Origin of the sequence: Blautia parvula (assembly GCF_020215665.1) — a bacterium.
Classification (GTDB): Bacteria; Bacillota; Clostridia; order Lachnospirales; family Lachnospiraceae; genus Blautia; species Blautia celeris.
The window spans coordinates 4,177,917-4,199,165 of the sequence record NZ_CP084061.1 but is presented as its reverse complement, the minus strand read 5'-3'; the positions used below and the strand labels follow the sequence as shown (position 1 = coordinate 4,199,165).

The following is a 21,249-nucleotide window of genomic DNA, read 5'->3' as shown; positions in this document are numbered from 1 at the left end:
CTGATTGAATAGAAGAGGAGATTAAAATCATGGCAAAAAAGATGTTTACAACAATTTACGGACGCAATTTAGTTGGTGAGCTGAAAAATATCGTACAGAGACCTTATCTGGTAGTGACAATGGAGGATCTGTGGGAGAAATTCAAAGATGAGTTCGACGATGACTGCATCGTACACTTTGTAAAAACCCTGGAATACGATGAGATCATGGCAAATATTGAAAAGCTTCCGAAGTTTGAGGCAGTGATAGGAATGGGCGGCGGACAGGCCGTTGACTACGCAAAAACGGTTGCGTGGAAGACACATATGCCTTTATATCAGGTCCCCACATCCATCGCCACAAACGCAGTGTTCGGACACCGCGCGGGTCTTAGATTCAACAGTGTTGTGAGATATGTGGGATATGTGGAGCCTGTAGCTGTATACGTGGACTACGATGTGATCCAGAGCGGCCCGAAAGCTCTGAACAGAAGCGGTGTATGCGATGTACTCTGCTATAACAACTCCATGTTTGACTGGAAATATGCGGCAGGCCAGGGCAAATGTGAGGAGAAATGGCCGTATGACCAGGAGATGGTGGATGAGGTAAAAGAGGTATACCAGTCTGTAGTGGACAACCTGGACGACATCTACGAGTTAAATGAAAAAGGAATCCGTGTACTGACAGAGGGCCTGAGATGGGGCGGAGCAGCGTTCCACAACAACGGCTGGAACCCAAGACCCATTGAGGGAAGTGACCATTTCTTATTCTACACACTGGAATACATGACAAAGAAAAAATTCATCCACGGCCAGCCGGTATGCCTGGGGATCTTTGTAGGCTCCGCAATGGGAGGAAATGACCCGGACGGGATCCTGGATATCATCCACAAGGCAGGAGTGGAGATCAGGCCGGAAGGAATGGGGATCACCTGGGATGACGTGTTCGCAGCGATCAAATATGAGAAAGAGTTCTTGGAGAGCCACGGATACTGGTATACAGTAGTAAATGACTTCAAGGTAACAGACGAATTCTGCCGGATGATCAAGGATAAGGTGATCGCAAAATACGGAGAGTGGGAAGCAGCTTTATGAAAATCTACAGGGCAAAGAATTATGATAAACTAAGCGAAAAGGCAGCATCCATCCTGGGCGCGGAAGTGATTTCAAACCCGGAATGTGTGCTGGGTCTTGCGACAGGTTCCACCCCGGTCGGCGCATATGGGTACCTGAAAAAATGGTACCGTATGGGTCTGTTGGATTTCTCCCGGGTGAAATCTATGAACCTGGATGATTATAAGGGACTGGAACCGGACAATGAACAAGGGTATTATTACTTTATGAGAAAGAACCTGTTCTGTGACATAAATATAAAGCCCGAGAATACCCACATACCGGATAGTATGGAGCCTGACAGTGAGAAGGCATGCAGTGATTATGAAAGGATTATAGAAGAATCCGGCGGAGTGGATCTGCAGCTTCTGGGCCTTGGCCACAATGGGCATATTGGTTTTAACGAACCGGGAGAGATTTTCGAGAAAAAATGCCACTGTGTCACTTTGGCAGCAAGCACGGTTGAAGCCAACAAACGCTTTTTTGAAAGGGCGGAAGATGTGCCGTCCCGGGCTTATACCATGGGAATCGGTACCATTATGAGGGCAAAAAAGATTCTGCTGCTCGTGAGCGGAAAAGAAAAGTCAGGTATTCTGAACCAGGTCATTAACGGCCCGGTAACACCAAAAGTACCGGCATCTGTCTTACAGTTTCATCCCAATGTGACTATTATCGCAGACGAGGATGCCCTGTCAGAAGCAGATCTGCAGGAGGAAAAAGGGAGGATCATTTATGAATAAGATTATAGAAAAAGATAAAAAATATCTGATTCAGTGTTATACTACAGATGATATTGCATTTACGAATGCAAAAGGGATGTATCTGTACGACAGCGAGGGAAAGAAATATCTGGATTTTTCGGGCCAGTTCTCAGCCTGCAGTCTGGGACACGGCAATGAGGAACTGATCGGGGCATTAAAAGACCAGCTTGAAAAGATTGTGTCCGTGACCTCCTGCTTCGCGACAGAGGAGAGGGCAGCCCTGGCAGAAAAGATGATTGAAATCTCACCGGAGGGCCTGGATAAGGTAATGTTCGGCTGTACCGGTTCTGACGCCAACGAGTTCGCGCTGAAGCTGGCAAAATACTACAGAGGCGGAGGAAGAATCATTTCCTTCCGCCGGGGATTCCACGGCTCCACCGCAGGTGCGGCAGCCGCTACGGGAAAATCTGAGATGATACAGGAAAACTCCGGTATCTCAGAGCTGCTGCCGAGAGGATTCGTACATTCTGCCCCGCCCTACTGCTACCACTGTGATTTCAGTAAGGAGCCGGGGACCTGCGGCCTGCAGTGCCTGAAATACCTGGAGCAGACCATGCTTCACGAGGGCGGTGATAAAATTGCCGCTGTGATCTCAGAGCCCATCTTTGCAGCCGGCGGTGTGATCGTACCGCCAAAGGGATTCTGGAAGGGTGTCAGAGAGCTCTGTGATAAATATGGTGCGCTTCTGATCTTCGATGAGGTTGTTACCGGTATCGGACAGACGGGAACCATGTTCGCATGTCAGTATGAAGGTGTGACTCCGGATATCCTGGTAACAGGCAAGGCGCTCACAAGCGGATACGTTCCGGGCTCTGCAGTCCTCTGCAGAAAGGAAATCGGGGAGGCAATGAGCAAGATCAGCCTTCACGGACATACCCATTCCTGTTACCCGCTGGCATGCCGCAGTGCACTGAAGAACATTGAGATCATCGAGCGGGACGGTCTTGTGGAGAACAGCCGCGTGGTAGGTGACTATCTGCACAGCAGACTTCTTGAACTGAAGGATAAATTTCCTGTCATCAAGGATGTACGCGGACGCGGCCTTCTGCAGGGTATGGAGCTGGAGGGAACACCTTCGGAGGATAAATATGTGCTGGGCCAGGAATTTTATGAAGCTATGCTGCATAATGGTCTGGTCACAGAGCTGGAGAGCAGAAAGAACCTGGAGAATGTGGTTGTGGTCATGCATCCGGCATTGATCACATCAAAAGAAAATGTGGATGAAGCGGTTGCTGTCATTGAGAAATCTCTTAAGGAGTGTTTAAAATAAAATAATTTAAAGGAAGTGATTTTATGACTATGGATGCAGATAAAAAACAGACGCTGACAGTCAGCAGTATCAGAAATATAAATGTGGCAAACATTATGCAGAGCATACTCAGGGACAAAACCAAGACCAGGAGTGAGCTGGCCAAGGAGAACCATATCAGCGTCATGACCGTGAAGCATATTGTGGATGACCTGATCGCAAATGATATCCTTGTGGAGAAGGTCTGTGAAGGGAATGATGTGGGAAGAAAACCCAAAGCCCTTCAGATCAACGAAAAATACGGTAATATTGTATGCATCAATCTGACATCTGTAGATGAGATCAGCTTCCTTATATATGATATTTATGAGGTACAGAAGGAGGAGCAGACACTGGAATTTGATACCGGGCGCAGTTACAGGGAAAACCTTCTGCGCGCAGTGGATATGATAAAGGAAAAGCTTGCCGCCATGCATACGGTTACGGTGGGTGTCGCAGTGTTTGTTCCCAGTGCCTATTATGAAGATGTTGACCTGGTTAATTATGACCTTATAGCTGATTTTAAGGAGCTGCATATCAGACAGTTGTTTACGGACGCGTTTGGGATCAGCAATATTTTGATTCTTCATGACGTGGTGCCGGCTGCGTGGTCTGAGTATGAGAGTATGGATTCTGAATCGGACAGTCAGTTTTACTTTTACTGCGGTCACGGTGTGGGCGGCTTCTTTATCCACAGGGGAACTGCAGTCATGGGGGAGGAATTGATGGCCGGTGAGGTTGGTAAGATGCTTCTACTCACAGACAGCGCAGAGAAGAGATATACTACATTTGAGGATATGATCTCCGTCTCTGTTCTGAATAGGAAACTTCGTGAAGCGGGTATCGGCAAAACATTTAAGGAAGTTATCCGTGACTATGAAGAGCAGGGGGAGGACGCAAGGCGAATTGTGGATGAAGCCCTGGATACCATAGTCAGAGTGCTTTACAATCTTTTGTGGGTTTATAACCCGGGAACACTGGTCGTGGACAGTTGTTACAGTGACTACAGCAGGCTGATCATGACACGTTTCCAGGCGTTTGTGGAGTCTCTGGCCAATGAGGCTATTCCTATCCATGTGGAGGTGCGGCAGGCGCTGTATGACGAGTACCACATGATGCGGGGCTGTTTTCATATGGTGAGAGATGCCTGGGTGGATGAGATCAATAATTAACTGAGACCATAGCAGAGAGAAAGAAGAGAAGTGGAGAATGAAAAATGTAATAATCGGCATTGATCTGGGGGGAACCAATCTCCGCATCGGGGCTGTGACCCCGGACAATGAGATGAAAAATCCCTCTGTCATCAAAAGCTTTTACATTGCCAATGCCCACAATCCGGTGATAAAGCTCTGTGAGATTATTGAGAAGTACAGAGTTTCCAACGGAATCGAAGAGATAGAGGCCATATCCATCGGTGTTCCATCCTCCGTTTCCAATGATAAGGAGACTGTCATCTGTACAACGAATATAAGAAACAGTGCAGGCGAAGTGGTATTTCTCAACAGAAATATTGCGGCTGAAATGAGGGAATATTTTGAAGTCCCTGTGTATGTGAACAATGACGTGAACAATATCCTGCAGTACGATGTGGCTGTGAACCATCTGGAAAACCAGAAGATCGTGGTCGGCATATATATCGGTACCGGTGTGGGCTCGTCCGTGATCATCGACGGAAAGCCCCTGGAGGGCAAGGACGGGGCAGAACTGGATCTGGGCCATATTCCGTATTACAAAGGGGACGACCCGTGCAGCTGCGGCAAAAAAGGCTGCTGTGAGTGTTATGCATCGGGCTGGCGGCTTCAGCAGATTCGGGAACAGTATTATCCGAATACGGAAATTCAGGACATGTTCACACTTCACAGGGAGGAGCAGCCCCTTAAGGAATTTGTGGATGCCTGTGCGCATGTGTACGCTGTGATGGCAACTATTTTCAACCCGGATTCCCTTGTGGTGGGAGGCGGTGTTATGGAGATGATGGATTTTCCCCGCAAGGCGTTTGAGCAGGCTGTAAATGAAAAGGTGGGGACAGATGTGATGGGATACGGTTTCCGATATATATATTCAGAAGAATATGTGGGAAAAGGCGTCATAGGAGCAGCCGTATTTGCCAGAAACAGACTGAAAGAAGAGTGTCAGAGAGCGAGAATGATAAGCTGAGTTATATGGGCCGGGCTGCCTGAGCAGGGAGGCCCGGCGTACAGAAGAAAGAAGGGAAGAGAAATGATCACATTTCCGGTCAATTTAAAGGATGTGAATGAAGTCATTGATTTTGTGAACCTGGCCAATAAAGTTGAGTACGATGTGGACCTGAGGTATGGAAGCTGTATATATGACGCGAAGTCTGTGATCAGTGCAATGCTCATCAGCGCGGCCCGTTCGGTCGTCATGCAGGTGCATGCAGACCGTGTGGACGAACAGATGATCAGGGAAAAATTTGAAAAGTATATCTGTGCCTGACAAAAGGTATCGCCTGGATATTTCCGGCGGTGCCTTTTTGGCTTGTGGGAAATTCGTCTATCCTGTATACTTGATATAAGAGAATACGGAAGGAACTTCCGGCGTGTGAAAGGAGCAGAATATTATGTCTATGGATAAACTGCGCACATATTATTTTGGGCTGTATGGGGAGAACGGGATCACCCAGTTTTTCTTTGACCAGCTCATGGAAATTATGGAGAAGGCCAGGGCAGGCAGGAGCACTGCGCTGAGAAAGCAGGATAAGAAGGGGAATGACTGGTATCTTTCAGAGAAAATGGTGGGAATGATGCTGTATCTGGACAAGTTCTCAGACAATCTGTCCAGCTTTGAAAAGAGGATCGATTATCTGGCAGACCTGGGTGTGACTTATGTGCATTTTATGCCGCTCCTGCAGTCCAGAGAGGGCCAGAATGACGGTGGATACGCAGTGTCCGATTATCTGAACGTGGATAAGAAATTCGGCACCACAGAGCAGTTTGAACACGTGGTTGACAGACTGAAGAAAAAGGGAATCCGCACCTGTATTGATTTTGTGCTGAACCACACGGCTAAGGAACATGAGTGGGCCTTGAAATCCAGGAAAAACGAGCCGGGATACGAAGATATGTATTATATGTTCGACAATTACGGCATTCCTTCCGAGTATGAGAAGACATTGACGGAAATCTTCCCTTCCGTTGCACCTAAGAATTTTACCTACTACGAGGATATCGGAAAGTTTGTCATGACACGTTTCTATGAATTCCAGTGGGATCTGAACTATAAGAACCCCAACGTGTTCAACCGTATCGCTGAGGTGCTTTTGACACTTGCCAACAAAGGGATTGACATATTCAGGCTGGATGCCATCCCTTATATGTGGAAGGAGCTGGGAACCTCATCCATGAACCTGCCCCAGGTGCACACACTTCTGAAAATGTATGAGATGATCATAGAGGAGGTATGCCCCTCTGTTGTCTTTTTGGGGGAAGCTATCGTAGAGCCTCATGAGATTGTAAAATACTTCGGTACACCTGAGGAGAAGGAATGCCATATCATGTACAATGCGTCTCTTATGGTGCTTCTGTGGAACTCGCTTGCAACCAGGGATGTGCGGCTGATGCAGCGTTCCATGTCTATTGATTACGGCACGCCAAAGGATGGGGTGTGGATCAATTATGCAAGATGCCATGATGACATCGGATGGGGATTTGAGAAGGATATCATCAGGGATCTGGGGATGGACCCCGAGGCTCATAAGCAGTTTATCATTCAATTCATGGAAGGAAAATTCCCCGGCAGCTTTGCAAAGGGGGAGCTCTATGAGTTCAATCCTGAGACGCTGGACGCGAGAAACAGCGGCACAATGGCATCCCTGTGCGGTCTTGAGGAGGCTATTTTGAAGAAAGACCGCTATAAGCTGGAGCTGGCGGTCAAGAGGATCCTGCTTTTAAACAGTGTGATCATTTCTTATACCGGAATCCCTCTTCTGTACAGCGGTGATGAGATCGGAACCCTGAACTGGTGGGATTACAAGAAGGATGAGACCATTGCCCATGATTCCCGCTGGCTGCACCGGGCACCCATGGACTGGGAGAAAGCAGGGAACAGACATGATATGGGCACTGTGGAGGGAATCCTTTTCAGCAGTATCAGGGAAATGATCCGGGTGCGGAAGGAAAATCCCATATTCGCCTCCAATATATCTTCCATTCCCATTGATACAGGGAATAAAGCAGTGTTTGCGTTCCACAGGGAGGATAAAATGCTGGTCCTTGCCAATTTCAGTGAGGAGAGACAGGTGGTAAACTGCAATGCTGTAAATTGGTTCGGGCTTCCCTGGGAACTGCACGATCTGATTCAGGGAAAAACAGTACCTCTGTGGGATAATATTGTACTTGGGCCGTATGAATACTTATGGCTTGCATAAATTTAGTGTTGGAGTCCGGTTTTATACCGGGCTCCTTTTGTACTTTTAGAAAAAATTTATAAAAAAGGGTTGCAATATGCGTAGATGAGTAGTAGTATAATAAATATCAAAACGTAGTAATTAAAACTACATATAACATTTAAGAATACCAAATGCAGGTGAAGTACATACTATATGTATAATTAAAGTGAGGAGTGATGTTATGAAACTGAAGATCAAAGAACCGGGCAGCGCAATTACACATTTTATCGGATGGCTGATGGCAGTGCTGGCAGCGGCTCCGCTGCTGATCAGGTCAGCCAGGGAACCGGACAGCATCCATATAATCGCAATGAGTGTTTTTATGCTGAGCATGATCCTGTTATATGCGGCGAGTACTATTTACCACACCGTTGATTCCACGGAAAAGGTAAACCGGCGTCTGCGCAAGATGGATCACATGATGATTTTTATTCTCATAGCAGGAAGTTATACGCCGATCTGTCTGATCGTGCTTCACGGCAGGACGGGGACGATCCTTTGTACAGCAGTGTGGCTGGTAGCGATTGTGGGAATTCTGATCAAAGCCTGCTGGATCACCTGTCCCAAGTGGTTTTCTTCTGTTATCTATATTGCAATGGGCTGGCTCTGTGTGTTCGCCTTTGTACCCATTGTCCGGGCGCTGTCACCGGCGGGTTTCGGATGGCTTCTGGCAGGCGGCATTATATATACAGTGGGAGGTATCATTTATGCGCTGAAGCTTCCGATCTTCAATGCAAACCATAAGAATTTCGGTTCCCACGAGATATTTCATCTGTTTGTTATGGGCGGAAGTTTATGTCACTTTATTGTCATGTATTTCTTTGTTCTTCCCATGTCGGTATAAAAAAACAGGGTGTGTGAAATTTCGGATTTCATACACCCTGTTTTTTTATTCCCTGCCGCAGCAGTATTTTATAAGGATTTCCTGCAGTTTTTTCACATCTACAGGTTTTGAAAGATGGTCATTCATACCGCAGGAAAGTGCCCGTTCCATGTCCTCCCGGAATGCGTTCGCTGTGATGGCGATAATGGGAACTGAGGCGGCATCTTCCCTGGGAAGGCTCCGGATGGCTTTTGTGGCCTCATACCCGTCCATTTTGGGCATCTGGATATCCATGAGAATGGCATCAAAGGTACCTGACGGGGAGGAGGAAAACATATCCACTGCCTCGGCACCGTCACGGGCAGGGCTGGATTCTATCCCCATGATCTCAAGGAACTGTTCCGTGATTTCCAGATTCAGTTCATTGTCCTCTGTGACAAGGACTCGTTTTCCCTGCAGAAGAGCAGCTGAATCTTTGGGCTCCTCTTGGCTTTCTGATTCCGCAGAAGATTCCTCCTTTATATCAGGCTTCTCAGGGAAGGGAAGAATGATGCGGAAAACAGAACCTTTCCCCTTTTGACTGTCTACATCTATGGTTCCGTGCATTAAATCTACCAGACCTTTGATCACGGACAGGCCAAGACCCGTTCCGCTTATCTGCATTTTGTCCGCCTCCACTGAGCGGGAGAAGGGCTGGAACATGGTTTTCATGAATTCCTTGGTCATACCAATGCCGTTATCCCTGCATTCAAACAGGTAGAGAATCTCACCTTTTCCATTGGCGGCCTTTTCTTCTGCAGTGAGGGTGATCCGGCCGCCTTCAGGTGTAAATTTAATGGCATTTACGATCACATTGGATAATATCTGTTTCAGCTTGACGCAGTCGCCGATAAGTGTTCTATCCGGGATAGAGGCTCCGTTGATGTCCATACGGATATTTCTGGATTCTGCTTGTATGCTGAGCATGGCATGCAGTTCTTCCAAAATGGTGGACATATGGAAGCTTTCCGGGGAAAGTGTCTCTCTGCCGCTTTCTATCCGTGACATGTCAAGAACGGAGTTGATCAGGGAAAGAAGCTGGCTGCAGGATATTCTGGCTTTTTCCAGGTATTCTTTATTCTTTTGTGCAGATTCCTCGTTCTGCATCAGGGTGAGCATTCCTGATATGCCGTTTAAGGGTGTGCGCATCTCATGTGATACATTTGACAGAAATCTGGTCTTAGCCTCAGTCGCAACATTGGCGCGTTCCAGGGCACGGCTGAGCTCCTTTTCACTGCGTTCTCTTTCAGCCAGTGTCTCCTGCATGCTTTTCTGCCGTATGCGGGATATTAAAACAACCGCGATACAGGACAGTATAAATACGATCACAGCCAGAAGGGCTGCAGATATGGAGATCACATGCTTTTTAAAGAAAGCGGTTAAGGTGACAGACGCATTTGTCTGTTCTGTGATCATGCGCTGGTAAACCGTATCATCAATTTCCGAAGCATTCATATTCAGCACTGCTTTTTCCAGTATGGTGAGCAGGTTTGTATCAGCGGATGCCGGGGCGGCCAGAGTCATGGTGGTGAGTTTCAGGTCAGTGGGAGTTATGGAGAGGTTCGGGTAGCTGCTCTCCATAAGAAGATACTGGGCAGCAAAATTATCCAGTATGGTTTCAGTGGCACGTCCTTCTGACACATACTCCAGACATTCTACGGCGCTGCTGCAGTACAATACCTTTTCATAATCATCCAGCAGGGCATCCATTTCAGGAAGATTCTGTTCATACTGGGGAAGGACAAGTACAGGCTTGTTGGAAGATGGATTGGCAGTGACACGCATCTGTTCCGGTGTATTATAGGGAAAGAGCTGCAGTTCACTGTAGGTGTCTTCACTGCCGGGATGGGTGATCATAAGGGGAAGAAAATCTGCCTTTTTTTCTTTTACCATTTCAATGGCCTGATCCAGGGTGTCCGTAACGATATAATTGACTGAAATGCCGATCTCACTGCAGAAATATTGGGCAATATCAGCGTCCAGACAGCTATAGTTCCCGTTGACACCCAGCTTGTCTGAGGCTCCGTATGATGTTTTCGGAAGAACAGCCGTCAGGGTTCCCTTTTCTCTCAGATATGTCTTCTCTTCAGCGGTAAAGGCATTTGCTAGGCTGTCATTGCCTTTCATATATTTGTTTTCCAGTTGGTCCATATAGTCCTGGGACATGGCATGCATGGTGTACAGGGCAGCATTGAGCTCACGCAGTATTTCCGGTTTGTCCTTGGATACGACCGTGTAATAGGGAGAGTCGGCAAAACGTGTGACGATCCGCATATCGGATCCACGGGCTGCACTGCCGATCAGGATCATATCCGTCTCTCCGTTTTTCAGGGCGTTAAAGTAATCGAGGTGGGATTCATATATTTTTATATCCAGATGAATCTGATTGCTGTCGCAGAAGTCCTCCAGAACCTTTTCTTTCCCGTTTTTTTCCTGTGTACTGCTGATCGCCACGGTTTTATTGTCAAGGGAGGTCAAATCCCCTGAGGTAATGTCTATATTGTCATTCTGTACCACCAGACAGGTGTAGTCAAAGCCGCTGGATAATGAGGGGTAATCCGCGTACTCATCCATACCCTCTGAATATCCGGTAGAACCCATAATATCAATATCCCCGTTAAGAAAACTGTCGAACAGCGTTTCCATATCATCCACTACATATTGGATGTCCCATCCGGCGCATTTTCCCAGATTTTCAAAATATTCGTACATCATGCCGCCAAGACTTCCGTCTTCATTGACAACATAGAGACGATTGTCTGCCAGATTGGGAAAGGCTACCGTGACTTTTCGCGGTTCTCTGGCATAAACGGGTACGGATATGGATAAAAGCATGATAATGCTCAGCATCAAGGCAAAAAGTCTTTTCATCGTATGCCTCCCATTTTATTTGTTGGTGAGATATATAATTATAAGTATAGAGGATATAAGGGAAAAAATCAATTTTTATAATGCTTTGGAAGAATGTTTTCAATGAAAAGGGAACGAATAGACAGACCGGTGATAAATAGATGTGTAATGTTTATGGAAACTGTATATTTCGGAAAAAATATTTGGTTATTATGCTAAAATAAAAATAAGGTTATTATGTAATTTAATGGTGTTGCATAAAACCATTGAAAATAAAAAAAGTTGTTGCTAGAATGATGACAAGAAAAGAACAGAGATAAAGCTTACAGAGAAAGGAAGAACAGAATGAATAAATGGGTTTACCAGATTGAGGACATAGGGCTTGAAAATGAGCAGTGTCTTTTAAATGAGACGGTCTTTCACAATGCCAACGGCTATATTGGGGTCCGCTCTGACTTTGAGGAGGGATATGCTCAGGGGTATGATACGATCCGGGGGTCTTATATCAACGGATTCTATGATATTGCCAAAATGTCTCAGGCCGAAAAGCTCTGCGGACTGGCTGAGGAAAAGCAGACAATGCTGAATGTGGCAGATACCCAGACTATCTTTCTGAAGATTGAGGGGGAGACCTTTTGTATGTTTGAGGGGACTGTGGAAAAAAGCAGCAGAAGCCTGGATATGCAGAATGGATTCACGCAGAGACAGGTAGTGTGGCGCTCTCCGGGGGGGCACAGAGTGGAGATCACCATCAGGAGAATGACATCCTTTCTGCTTCTTCCGCTTTTCACCATATCCTATGAGGTAAAGGCATTGAATTTCAGCGGGACACTGGAATTTATTTCTGTACATAACGGGGATGTGAAGAATTACTGTAACCCCAATGATCCGAGGGTTGCCGGTGAAAGCTTTCAGCATCTGCGCCCGGTCAGTGCAGAGGTGAAGGACGGGGTGTCTTATCTTGTCACAGAGACTGTTACTTCCGGGCTTACCGTGTGTACGGCGGTAAAGGATGTACTTTCATGCGGAACCGGTGCAGTCTGCCGGGAGAATTCCGTGCAGGAAGGACACTCTGTCACCAGAAAAATGGAAACAGATATCAGGGAGGGTGAGACAGTCCGGCTGGTGAAATATACAGTGTTTACGGATTCCCTCAGATACAAAGACTGCAGGAAGGAAGCGGAAAATGCTATGAACAGGGCGCTGTCTGTCAGCCTTGAAAAATGGTACAGGCAGCAGAGAGAATACCTGGATGAGTTCTGGGCACAGTCAGCGCTGGATATAGAGGGGGACGATGACCTGGCGGTTGCTGTCAGATATAACCTCTATCAGCTTCTCCAGTCAGCGGGCAGGGACGAGCACAGTAATATAGCCGCGAAGGGACTTTCCGGTGAGGGCTATGAGGGGCATTATTTCTGGGATACAGAAATGTATATGCAGCCATTTTTTACCCTGACAAATCCCCGGATATCCGCCAGCCTGATCGCGTACAGGTACAGTATCCTGGATGCAGCCAGGGAAAATGCCCGAATCATGGGGCACAGAAAAGGAGCGCTCTATCCGTGGAGAACAATCTCCGGTTCTGAGTGCTCGGGATTTTTCCCGGCAGGTTCTGCGCAGTATCATATTAACGGGGATATTGCCTATGCGGTGGTGGCTTATTATCTGGCCACCGGGGATTTGGACCTGATGGCGGAAAAGGGCGCTGAGATCATTTTTGAGACGGCAAGGCTGTGGATGGATGCGGGGAATTTCCACAGGGGAAAATTCCACATCAATGATGTGACAGGTCCGGATGAATACACGTGTCTGGTAAATAACAATTATTACACCAATGCAGGCGCCCAGTATAATCTTCATTGGGCCGTGCGTTTTTATGAACTGCTGGGGGAGGCCGGAAAGCTTGCTCCGGTGGCTGAAAAAATAGGATTAAAGCCTGAGGAGATCCGGGAGTTTAAGAAAGCGGAGGAACAGATGTATCTGCCGTATGACGAAGAGACAGGCATCAATCCCCAGGATGACTCTTTCCTTCAAAAAGAGGTGTGGGATATCAAGGGTACACCTGCGGACAAGTTCCCTCTGCTTCTGCATTATCACCCGCTCTGCCTGTACCGTTATCAGGTGTGTAAACAGGCAGATACCGTGCTGGCGCATTTTATCTATGAGGATGCGCAGGACCTGGAGACCATCAGAAAGTCCTTTGCGTACTATGAGAATGTGACGACCCATGACTCTTCACTCTCCACATGTATTTTCAGTATTGTGGCATCCAGGCTGGGACTGAAGGATAAGGCCTATGACTATTTCGGTGACAGCGCGAAGCTGGATCTGTTCAATCTGCACCACAACACAAAGGACGGTATCCATACAGCAAATATGGGTGGAAATTATATGGCTGTGGTGTACGGATTCGGCGGCCTTCGGCTGAAAGAGACAGGCATCTGCTTTGCGCCGGTACTTCCTGACAAATGGGAATCTTATACCTTTAAGATCAGCTACAGAGGCAGTCATATCCAGGTCTGCGTGGGCAGGGATAAGTCTGTGTTTACGCTGGAAAAGGGAGAACCCAGGGAGATAACCGTATTCGGTACAAAGTACCTTCTGAAAGATACCATTGAGATTGAGAGATAAGGAGAGAGGCCATGAAATACAAGGGAATTATTTTTGACCTGGACGGTGTGATCTGCCACACAGACAAATACCATTACCAGGCATGGAAGAAGCTGGCGGATAAGCTGGGAATCTATTTTGATGAGGAGATCAACAACAGACTTAGGGGTGTGAGCCGGATGGAGAGCTTTGAGATCATTCTGGAAAAATACGATGGTGAGATGACAGAGGAGGAGAAAGTCCGCTATGCCTCAGAAAAAAATGACCTGTACCGTGAACTTCTGAAAAATATGACAACTGCTGACCTGGACCCGCAGGTGAAGGAGACACTGGATGCGCTGAGAAGCAGGGGGCTTCTTTTGGCAATCGGTTCATCCAGCAGGAATGCGGGATTTATCCTGGAACGTCTGGGACTTTCCGGATATTTTGATGCGGTTTCCGACGGCAACAATATTTCCCGCTCCAAACCGGACCCGGAGGTGTTCCTGAAAGCAGCAGAGTATCTGAACCTGCAGCCTCAGGACTGTCTTGTGGTGGAGGATGCGGAATCAGGACTGGAAGCGGCGTTTGGAGGACACATGGACTGTGCAGCCATCGGTGACGCGGTCAAATGCGGAAGGGCGACGTATAATCTGAACACATTCTCCGATTTACTGGAAGCTGCTTCGTGACATTATGCAAAAAGAATGATAGAATAATGGTAATCATTCATGCACGGTCAGCCCGGCAAACGCGCAGGCCGGAATGAACAGTTACAAAAAGCGGACATACAGGAGGATTACACATATGTCATTGGAACAGCAGATGAAAAGCGGTCTTTTATACCGGGAATACGGGCACAAGGATGAAAAAGATATTGCCTATGAGAAGGTGATCGAGAGGCAGAGAAAACACGGCAAAGAGCTGACATTTGCCTACAATCAGACAAATCCGTCTGACTACGGACGGAAACGGGAGCTTTTGCAGCAGATACTTGGTTCTATGGGGGATGAGGTGTGGATCGAGTCACCAGTGAATTTTTCCTATGGTTGCAACACCCACGTAGGCAATTATTTTTATGCCAATTACGGACTCGTGGTGGTGGATGATGTGGATGTTTTTATCGGGGATTATGTTATGTGCGGACCGAATGTATCCATCTGTGTGACCGGACATCCGGTTTACGGGGAATACAGAAGGGACGGCACCCAGTTCTCTCTTTCTGTGCATATCGGAAATGACGTGTGGATTGGGGCAAATGTGGTTATCATGCCGGGTGTTACGATCGGCAATAACGTGGTCATCGGCGCTGGCAGCGTAGTCACCAAGGATATCCCGGACAATGTGGTTGCCTTCGGAACACCATGCCGCGTTGCAAGGCAGATCACAGATGAGGATAAGGAATATTTCCGCAAAGGCGTACCTGTAAACAAAGACTGGAGAGAATAGTCTGACAGGAGGGTATATGTTTCATAAAAAGAAGCAGGAAGATGAATTTGAGATGGTGAATCTCAGAACAGTCTATGGTGTGTATGAGAGAGAAGCGCTGACCGGACTGCTGGATGAAAACAACATTCCTTATATAGCGCAGGGAAACAGCATAGGCGGATATCTCACTATTGTTGCCGGCACTTCAGGTACTTTTGGGACAGATATCCTGGTTGGAAAAAACGTCTATGAGAAGGCAAAAGAACTGATGGATTCCATCAATTGGGATGCATTGGACAATGAAACGGAGATTCCGGAGGAAGAATGGAATACCGGAGAGCCGCCGGAAGATTAAAAAAACAGGACCGTCCGCAGCAGTTTCAGGGCTGATGCGGACGGTTTTTTATTGACTATTTGAACATTTCTTTGCTTACTTTTTCAATTGCTTCACTGGCTGTCTCATAAACACCCGGGAAGGTACTGATTCCAAGACCCTGGGTAATACACGGAATGTAATATTTTGTTCCGTATTCTTCACATGCGCGGCGGACTTCTTTTTCCACCAGCTCAGGTGTCCAGTCAGGACGGTCTACGGACGCACTGTCAATGCCGCCCATGAAGGTAATCTTCTCGCCGTATTTTGCGATCAGGTCAGCGATATTGTTGGAGGTCATACATCCCTGCCAGATATCAATTCCCATCTCGATCATAAACGGAACCAAAGTTGCTGCGTAGGAATCCGCATGGTGAATCACAACTTCTACACCGTGGTCTCTGTAATAGCCGTAAATCTTCTTATAGGACGGAAGGAAAAATTCTTCAAACATATCCGGGGAGATGAAGGTGGAAGTCTGGCTTCCCCAGTCATCATGGTGGAAGATGGCATCCGGTTTGATATATTTGCAGATTTTCTCAGCGTACTGCAATTCCCATTCGGTGAGATACTCGATCAGTTCATGTGTGCATTCAGGCTCCTCATAGAAGTTGATCAGCGCGTTCTGGATTTCCTGCAGATGATGGCACTGTTCAAAAAGTCCCGGAGCGATAAACTGTGTAACAAAATATTCATTGCGGTCTACTTTTTCCGCTTCAGCGATGAATGGCTCCCACTCAGCATCGGAATAATCCAGACGCGGTGCTTTTACATAATCTCTCCAGTGTGTAATATCTTTGCAGACAATATGTTCTTCGTCGTGAATCGGGAATCCGCCGGGAGTTCCTTCCGGCCATACCATGGTAACGCCCCATGCGTTTTTAATAGGCGGCTTGCCGTATTCCGGGTTTGGACTTGCAGCGGTATATGGATTGCCGAAAATCATTCCCAGTGCCTCGTACTGGTTTACATAACGGTCCGGATGACCGCCTCGGATCGTTTCTAATAAATTCTGTCTTCTGGTTAACATAAAGTGAATACCTCCTTTTCTAAAACCCCAACGATGTGTCATGGAAAGGCCTGTCCCCCATGACTGATACAAAATCGTAACTGTTCAGCAGGACTGCACATTTCCTGTGCTGACATGGAACAACTGCACTAAATTTATAATAACAGAATTGTCAGGTCTGGTAAATACGATGAAATAATTGACTTTTCTGTATGAATACACTACACTTTGTAGGAGGGAGGTGATTTTAAATGAAATTGACTTTTTATCAAATTTATTATCATCTGAAAAAAAGGTACGACGCCAGGCGGATTTCCTGCAACCCCTGTAAAATAAAGGTGGAGAGGCCTGTCTACTACAGGGATGGACAGGACTGCAGAGGACATATGGTGCTGATCTTCAATGAGGAACTTATGAAAATAGGCCTGGATTCCTCCTTATGGAAGGACTGTATTTTTATCTGCTTTGGGGAAGTGGATGATATATTTTGTCGGATTGATACAGACCTGCTTGTTCTGGATGAAAGGATACCCAGGGAGCAGGTGCTCAATGACCTTCAGGAGATATTTCAATACTTTGAGGAGATGGGGTATTCCGTGACGGAAGTGTTTATGGAGAATCAGGATTTCGGGGAACTGATGGAGTGCTTCGGGAGGATTTTTGAGACGCCTCTTGCGCTGATGGATGCCAGCTTTTCCTATGTGGCTTTGGCTGACAGGGAGGGGAGGTTTGCTAATGGATTTATGAATGAGAGCAGCACTCTTCCCATGCAGATGGTGAGCCAGCTTATATCAGATCCCGCCTATCAGCGGAGCATGACACTTGCGGGAGTGTATACTTATACGCTGGAGCAGGTGACATTTCTGTGCAGGAATCTGTTCTTTGAGGGAAAATTTATCGGCAAGCTGATGGCGGTATCCTGCACATCGCCTTTGAATAATGAGTATCACAAGGATCTGCTTCTCATGGCAGCCGGATATGTGGAGCGGATGTATGAGCGTTTCGGGGCCTTTCATATGGCTGACCGCTCCCTTGACAGCCTGCATGAACTTCTGAGGCTTACATTAAAGGGGAGCTCCGTGCCGGGGGAGAGGCTGCGGAGTGCACTGGGGAATCTATCCTGGTCTGAGGAAGATGCCTACTATCTGATCCAGATGCGCCCAAGCTACAGATATGACAAATCCCTGTATGACAAATACCTGTGCCCGCAGATGGAGCAGCAGTGGAAAGATACCTGCTGCGTGGCTCATAATGACAGCCTCATGGTACTTTTGAACGGAAGCAGGCTTCATATGACGGACTTTCAGCCCGAGCTGGCTTATTTTCTCAGGGAAAATCTCCTGGCAGCAGGGATCAGCAGAAAATTCAGGGGATTTGACGGGATACAGAATGCGTTTAAGCAGACGGATATTGCCCTGGAGCTGGGCATGAGAAAGGATGCCACCCCCTGGTATTTCAGGTTTGACGACTATGCCCTTGACTATATCCTGATTCACGGGAGAGGGGTGTTTGAGCCGGAACAGATATGCGCGCCGGGGATTCTGAAGCTGATAGAACACGATGAGAAGATGCATACAGAGTATTACAAGACATTATACTGTTACCTGCAGTGCAGGTATAACGCGGCAGTGACAGCCAAAAAGCTGTTTATCCACAGGAGTACTTTTCTGAACCGGCTGGAGAGGATAGGTGAACTGATACAGACAGATCTGGAGGATTTCCGCTCCAGGCTGTACCTCTCTGTCTCCTTTTATATACTGGAGGAGGGAAAACAGTAGCTCAGTTTTTCTCCTCCTCCTGCTCCAGAAGACGGAAAGATAAGTTCAGGTAAAAAATCTCTTCCGGGTCATCCAGTCCGGAGTCCAGAATGTTCTTGATCTTGTCCAGGCGGTACAGGAAGGTACTGCGGTGGATAAAGAGCAGGGATGCTGCCTGTGTGGCATTCAGATTCTCTTCCAGGTAGGTCCTCAGTGTGAGCATATACTCCGTGTTCTGTTCCCGGTCCATCCTCTGCAGGTCCAGAAGCTTCTCATGGCAGAGCATATAGCCGGGAAGCCTTCGGGTGGACTGTTCCAGTATGTAGGTCAGAGCCACGTTGTTGAAGTGATGGATCCACAGATAAGGCTTTTTCCTGCTTCCCACATCCAGAGCTGTGCTGGCCTGGATATACTGACGCCTCAGGTTCATGTGGCCCTTCATGGGACGGCTGTATCCGGCTTTCAGGAAACTGTCCCTGATAAAATAGGTGAGTTTGCCCGCCACTGTGTCCGCGTCCATCTCCAGACGGCTCAGATTAAAATAGGCCACGATCTCCTCTTTGAAGAGAAAACTGCAGGAATAGGGAAACTGCTTGTCCAGATAATTACAGATAGCTCTTGTGGTGATCTTTTTCTGATCCAGGTAAGTGATCTGGAAAATAAGGCACAGATAGTCGTGCTGTGTGCTCCACCCAAGGGCAGACAGACGCTGGCTGATGTCCAGATAGTCTGCAGTGCGGTCGGACAGCACAGTGATAAGGATCTTGTGCAGAGCGTCCGACTGGCGTGAAGCGGGAGCCTGTTCATGGTAGAGCAGATATTCCACATAGCCTGCCAGATGCGAGAGAAGGTATCCGTTTCCTTTGTCCAGGGGATGTTCGTATTCGATGAGGACAAGGCGGTGTGTGGTGTGCCCGTCCTGTTTTACGTTCATATTCAGGGTGTTCAGTCCTGTGATGTATCCCGGGTAGAATACAGGGTCAGCGGCCTCCTGCATTTTTGTATAAGCCTCATCCTGAGCCAGGGCGTTGACGTACTCAATGTTGAGTCCGTCCTCTGAGTACATATGGTATTTCTCCGGAATGTGTTCTGTACCTGCACTTGCCACGGGTGCAAAATCCAGGCCGATGACAGACAGGGGATTATGGAAAATTTCCAGGGATACGCTTAAGAGATCCCGAATGCTGCCGTTGCTCAGCAGGATCGTGCTCAGATGTTCATCCCAACTGTCGTATGTGTCATAGAGGTCCTGTATAAAATTAAAGATACGGCTCAGGGAATAACTTGCATCGAGAACAAGATATGGGTGCGGAGGCGGTGAAAAGGTCTCATCCAGGTTTCCCGATATGATCAGAAAGACCGGTCCCGTGAGCTGGGAAGAAAGGGACTCCGTGTCCCCGGTTCTCACAAGGCAGATATGCCCGGTGGAGAAACCGGAACCATCCTCAAATAAAAATGGACGCAGAAAACTCTCAGTTGTCTCCAGGTTACCCTGTGAGACAACATGAAATTCTTTATTAATCATTTCAGATAAAAGCACTGCTGATAACTTCAAAATGATCCCCCGTTTATATGATAAATGTCTTGGCTTTCTCCGCGGCATCCACTGCTGTTTCCGTGTAGGCATCTGCGCCGATGGTGTCCGCAAATTCCTGTGTGACGGCACCTCCGCCCACCATGATCTTCAATCGGTGTTCCTTGTCATGTCGGCGCAGGGATTTGACGACCTGCTGCATTTCCGGTATGGAAGTGGTGAGCAGGGAGGAGATGCATACAATGGAAACCTCCGGATTATCGCGGACTGCCTTCAGAAATTGTTTCTCCGGAATGTCGACACCCAGGTCGATGACCTTGAACCCGGCACTGCGGAACATGATCGCAACAAGGTTTTTTCCTACATCGTGCAGGTCACCCTCAACGGTGCCCAGGATAACGGTGCCTATACTCCGTTCTTCCATGATTCCGTATTTTTCTTCCAGAATGTCGAACCCCTTTCTTACACTGCGGGCAGCAGCCAGTATTTTGGGGATATCGGCATCATTTTGTTTATAATATTCCCCCACGGTCTTCATGGCAGGCACCATGGCCTGCTCAACGATGACGGAAGGATTTATATGTTCCTCCAAAGCTCTGAACACAAGAAACTGGGCATCACGAGGATGCCCGTTTTCAATTGCCTGACGAAGTTCTTCTAAAGTAGTCATGATGTCCTCCTGTTCCAATGAAAGAAAAGGTGTAACGGACCGGAATGCGGAACCGTTACGAAATAGTCTTTATTCCAGCAGATAACAACTGGTATAGGCAATGGTGCAGGGACCATAATAATAAGTCATATCGTTGGCTTTGCAGATTTGGGTGACCAGCATGCCATAGGCTTCCATGGAAGAAAATGCTTTCTTGGGAAAGCGGCACGGCTCGTCAGGATAGGTACAGGTCTCACATTTGGTACAGCAGCCGGCGCCGATAGCCAGCATATCGGGATATGTTTCGCGGAGCAGTTTTTCCATGGCGTAGAAGTTCTGTTTATGCAGGGCCTCTGTCTCCATCATGGTTTCCCCGTCCATGGAATCTTCCAGTTCTCCCACGGTCTGTACCAAGATGCCGGCCTGATACTGGTTGATCTTGGCACGGCAGTCCTCCAGAGTTCCGCATCCGGGAGGGCAGCTCCAGCGCTTGCCGTACATGCCGCAGGTGTTGGCTTCGCACATCTGGCGGACCTCGGGAAGCAGTTCAATGGTGCTGCATTTTAATGGTGCGATATGGGAGAAGCCGGTATCCAGTCCCAGCTTCTCCAGTTCTTCATAGTTGATCACGTAAAAACCCCCAATCATTT

General features: G+C 47.5%; 18 protein-coding genes. 13 read left to right on the top strand and 5 right to left on the bottom strand.

What is annotated here, in order from left to right:
- Positions 1-29: 29 nt before the first annotated feature.
- The 8 genes from LC508_RS19450 (at position 30) to trhA (ending at position 8,392) form a co-directional block, all read left to right on the top strand.
- Positions 30-1,073, top strand: coding sequence for an iron-containing alcohol dehydrogenase (locus LC508_RS19450; RefSeq protein ID WP_103732960.1), 1,044 nt, complete (start codon positions 30-32; stop codon positions 1,071-1,073).
- Positions 1,070-1,831 carry a glucosamine-6-phosphate deaminase gene (gene nagB / locus LC508_RS19445; RefSeq protein WP_103732961.1) on the top strand — a complete coding sequence of 254 codons (762 nt, stop codon included), beginning with the start codon at positions 1,070-1,072 and terminating at the stop codon, positions 1,829-1,831. The genes LC508_RS19450 and nagB overlap by 4 nt, the downstream gene beginning before the upstream one ends.
- Complete coding sequence (locus LC508_RS19440; protein WP_118594061.1) at positions 1,824-3,122, top strand: aminotransferase family protein; 1,299 nt, start codon at positions 1,824-1,826, stop codon at positions 3,120-3,122. Before nagB ends, LC508_RS19440 begins: the two co-directional genes overlap by 8 nt.
- A gap of 23 nt (positions 3,123-3,145) precedes the next feature.
- Positions 3,146-4,312: an ROK family protein gene (locus LC508_RS19435; protein ID WP_103732549.1), complete on the top strand. Its 1,167-nt coding sequence runs from the start codon at positions 3,146-3,148 to the stop codon at positions 4,310-4,312.
- Between the two features lie 37 nt (positions 4,313-4,349).
- Complete coding sequence (alsK, locus tag LC508_RS19430; protein ID WP_103732548.1) at positions 4,350-5,297, top strand: allose kinase; 948 nt, start codon at positions 4,350-4,352, stop codon at positions 5,295-5,297.
- A 63-nt stretch (positions 5,298-5,360) separates the two neighbouring features.
- Positions 5,361-5,597 (top strand): HPr family phosphocarrier protein, encoded by a 237-nt coding sequence (locus tag LC508_RS19425; RefSeq protein WP_103732547.1) that lies wholly within the window; start codon positions 5,361-5,363, stop codon positions 5,595-5,597.
- Between the two features lie 124 nt (positions 5,598-5,721).
- Complete coding sequence (locus tag LC508_RS19420; protein WP_103732546.1) at positions 5,722-7,527, top strand: amylosucrase; 1,806 nt, start codon at positions 5,722-5,724, stop codon at positions 7,525-7,527.
- Between the two features lie 202 nt (positions 7,528-7,729).
- Positions 7,730-8,392 carry a PAQR family membrane homeostasis protein TrhA gene (gene trhA, locus LC508_RS19415; RefSeq protein ID WP_033141666.1) on the top strand — a complete coding sequence of 221 codons (663 nt, stop codon included), beginning with the start codon at positions 7,730-7,732 and terminating at the stop codon, positions 8,390-8,392.
- A 45-nt stretch (positions 8,393-8,437) separates the two neighbouring features.
- On the opposite strand, the gene LC508_RS19410 is transcribed toward trhA, so the two are convergent.
- A complete protein-coding gene (locus LC508_RS19410) occupies positions 8,438-11,281 on the bottom strand; it encodes an ATP-binding protein (RefSeq protein WP_103732545.1) in 2,844 nt (947 codons plus the stop codon).
- Positions 11,282-11,605: 324 nt separating this feature from the next.
- Between LC508_RS19410 and LC508_RS19405 the strand changes: the two genes are divergently transcribed.
- The 4 genes from LC508_RS19405 to LC508_RS19390 all read left to right on the top strand — a co-directional run bounded on the left by LC508_RS19405 (position 11,606) and on the right by LC508_RS19390 (position 15,632).
- Positions 11,606-13,891 (top strand): glycoside hydrolase family 65 protein, encoded by a 2,286-nt coding sequence (locus LC508_RS19405; protein WP_103731855.1) that lies wholly within the window; start codon positions 11,606-11,608, stop codon positions 13,889-13,891.
- Between the two features lie 11 nt (positions 13,892-13,902).
- Positions 13,903-14,541, top strand: coding sequence for a beta-phosphoglucomutase (pgmB, locus tag LC508_RS19400; protein WP_033141669.1), 639 nt, complete (start codon positions 13,903-13,905; stop codon positions 14,539-14,541).
- A 115-nt stretch (positions 14,542-14,656) separates the two neighbouring features.
- Complete coding sequence (locus LC508_RS19395) at positions 14,657-15,298, top strand: sugar O-acetyltransferase (RefSeq protein WP_103731854.1); 642 nt, start codon at positions 14,657-14,659, stop codon at positions 15,296-15,298.
- Positions 15,299-15,314: 16 nt separating this feature from the next.
- Positions 15,315-15,632 (top strand): putative signal transducing protein, encoded by a 318-nt coding sequence (locus LC508_RS19390; RefSeq protein ID WP_118594062.1) that lies wholly within the window; start codon positions 15,315-15,317, stop codon positions 15,630-15,632.
- Between the two features lie 55 nt (positions 15,633-15,687).
- On the opposite strand, the gene LC508_RS19385 is transcribed toward LC508_RS19390, so the two are convergent.
- Positions 15,688-16,680: a uroporphyrinogen decarboxylase family protein gene (locus tag LC508_RS19385; protein WP_033141671.1), complete on the bottom strand. Its 993-nt coding sequence runs from the start codon at positions 16,678-16,680 to the stop codon at positions 15,688-15,690.
- A gap of 230 nt (positions 16,681-16,910) precedes the next feature.
- Between LC508_RS19385 and LC508_RS19380 the strand changes: the two genes are divergently transcribed.
- Positions 16,911-18,437: a PucR family transcriptional regulator gene (locus tag LC508_RS19380; RefSeq protein WP_103731853.1), complete on the top strand. Its 1,527-nt coding sequence runs from the start codon at positions 16,911-16,913 to the stop codon at positions 18,435-18,437.
- 1 nt (position 18,438) lies between these two features.
- On the opposite strand, the gene LC508_RS19375 is transcribed toward LC508_RS19380, so the two are convergent.
- The 3 genes from LC508_RS19375 to LC508_RS19365 form a co-directional block, all read right to left on the bottom strand.
- Positions 18,439-19,971, bottom strand: coding sequence for a PucR family transcriptional regulator (locus LC508_RS19375; RefSeq protein WP_052099504.1), 1,533 nt, complete (start codon positions 19,969-19,971; stop codon positions 18,439-18,441).
- A gap of 13 nt (positions 19,972-19,984) precedes the next feature.
- Positions 19,985-20,620 carry a cobalamin-dependent protein gene (locus tag LC508_RS19370; RefSeq protein ID WP_103731852.1) on the bottom strand — a complete coding sequence of 212 codons (636 nt, stop codon included), beginning with the start codon at positions 20,618-20,620 and terminating at the stop codon, positions 19,985-19,987.
- A 69-nt stretch (positions 20,621-20,689) separates the two neighbouring features.
- Positions 20,690-21,247, bottom strand: coding sequence for a DUF2284 domain-containing protein (locus LC508_RS19365; RefSeq protein WP_033141674.1), 558 nt, complete (start codon positions 21,245-21,247; stop codon positions 20,690-20,692).
- Positions 21,248-21,249: the final 2 nt, after the last annotated feature.